General features: G+C 34.0%; 1 protein-coding gene and 1 pseudogene. One reads left to right on the top strand and one right to left on the bottom strand.

Features of this window, described 5'->3' with window-relative positions; all coding sequences use genetic code 11:
• Positions 1-102 precede the first annotated feature (102 nt).
• Positions 103-846 (top strand): annotated as a pseudogene (locus tag MUW74_RS03985) (IS982 family transposase); the annotation flags it as partial.
• Between the two features lie 164 nt (positions 847-1,010).
• On the opposite strand, the gene MUW74_RS03990 reads toward MUW74_RS03985, so the two are convergent.
• A partial coding sequence (locus tag MUW74_RS03990; protein WP_243553088.1) for a reverse transcriptase domain-containing protein occupies positions 1,011-1,725 on the bottom strand: 715 nt, incomplete at its 5' end.

Genomic DNA, 1,725 nt, shown 5'->3' on the forward strand with positions numbered 1-1,725 from the left:
ACCTGAGTTCTGGATTAGAAAATTAAGCATGAGTTTACAAAAGCCCCTTTGTGTTTCTAATTTGGAATTAGAAAATTAACCAAATTAACAAAGGAGCCAATTATGAATGTAGCAAAATTAGTCGAAATATATTTCGCTGTCGATGACTTCTTAAAAAAATTTATGCCTTATATGGAAAGTCAACTTTTACCCAACTCTACAAGAAAACCTACTAGAACTTGTTCGTTGTCTTTGAGTGAAATAATGACGATATTAATTGCCTTTCATGTAATTGGCTTTAGAAATTTTAAGTCATATTATATTCATTTACAACAATTTCATTCTAATGACTTTGTTAATTTAGTAAGTTATAATAGATTTATAGCACTGATTCAAAGAACATTAGTTCCAATGTACTTTTTTACACAAAGTCTTTCTAAAACAAAAACAGGTTGCTACTTTATGGATGCAACAGCCATTAAGGTTTGTAATGTCAAAAGATCTTATGCTCATCAGGTTTTTAAATCGATTGCTACTAAAGGTAAAACGAGCACTGGTTGGTTTTTTGGAATGAAATTACACTTGATCGTCAATGATTTAGGAGAAATTATGAACTTTGCACTTACAACAGGTAAGGTAAATGATAGATTTCCTGTAGAAAATTTATGTAAAAATTTGATGGGTAAAGTGTTCAGCGATAAAGGCTACTTGAGTAAAGATTTATTTGAGAAACTGATGGATAAAGGCATAGAACTGATTACTCAAATCAGAAAAAATATGAAAAATGCATTTATGCCACTCTGGGATAAATTGATGCTTAGAAAGAGATCTATCATTGAAACTATTATAGATCAGCTTAAAAATATTCTAGAGTAAAGAAATGGTTCGACAACTTAAAATTAAGCATAGCTGATGCTGTAGATTTCACATACTACCGCAACTGGATAACTTTATTCTTCATTATGTACCCATTCCCTTCTCATCCCACCGTACGTTCAGTTTTCCCGAATACGGCGGCCCGACAGTCTTCTTCATAAACCTTGCGCAACTTTCTCAGGATACTTGATCATTCCACTACCAATGTAAAACATGCCCATTGTGTAGAGTTTGCTATTGGGATAGTTTTGCCACCCAAAACCTCGGCTTTTGCTTCTATGCGTCAAGTATCTGCGAAATCGGTTATTGATAAAGCACTGCAATTTCCGAAAAGCTTCACTAGCATTCGTGTGTTTAAAATAGTTTACCCATCCTAATACTACTGGTTTTATTTGCTCCGTGAATACCAACGGTTTGATTGGTGCTCTCCTACAAGTCAAATATTTTAATCTATTACGAATATTTTGCTGGGATCGTTTTGATGGAGACACATAGATGGTATTTCTTCCACTTATTCGACTTTTCCTTTTTACAAAGTTAAAACCTATGAAGTTAAACCCTTCTGTTAGTTTAGTTATATGTGTCTTTTGGTGGTTAATAGTAAGCGATAACCTCTTGGCTAATTCTGTGAATCTTTCCAGTGCTAAGTGAGCACTCTTACGACATACTAAAATTACATCATCACAATACCTGTGCAATGTTGCGTTTAGCTTTTCTGGATAGCCCCTTGCATGCCATACTTGGTCTATAACATTTAGGTAAATATTACTATATAATGGTGATATCGGTGAGCCTTGTGGCACACCAACTTTCTTGTTTGTAATTCTACCTCGTATTGCTATTGACGTTGTTAGGGTTTGTTTAATCAGC

Origin of the sequence: Candidatus Cardinium sp. cBcalN2 (assembly GCF_022810445.1) — a bacterium.
Taxonomy (GTDB): domain Bacteria; phylum Bacteroidota; class Bacteroidia; order Cytophagales; family Amoebophilaceae; genus Cardinium.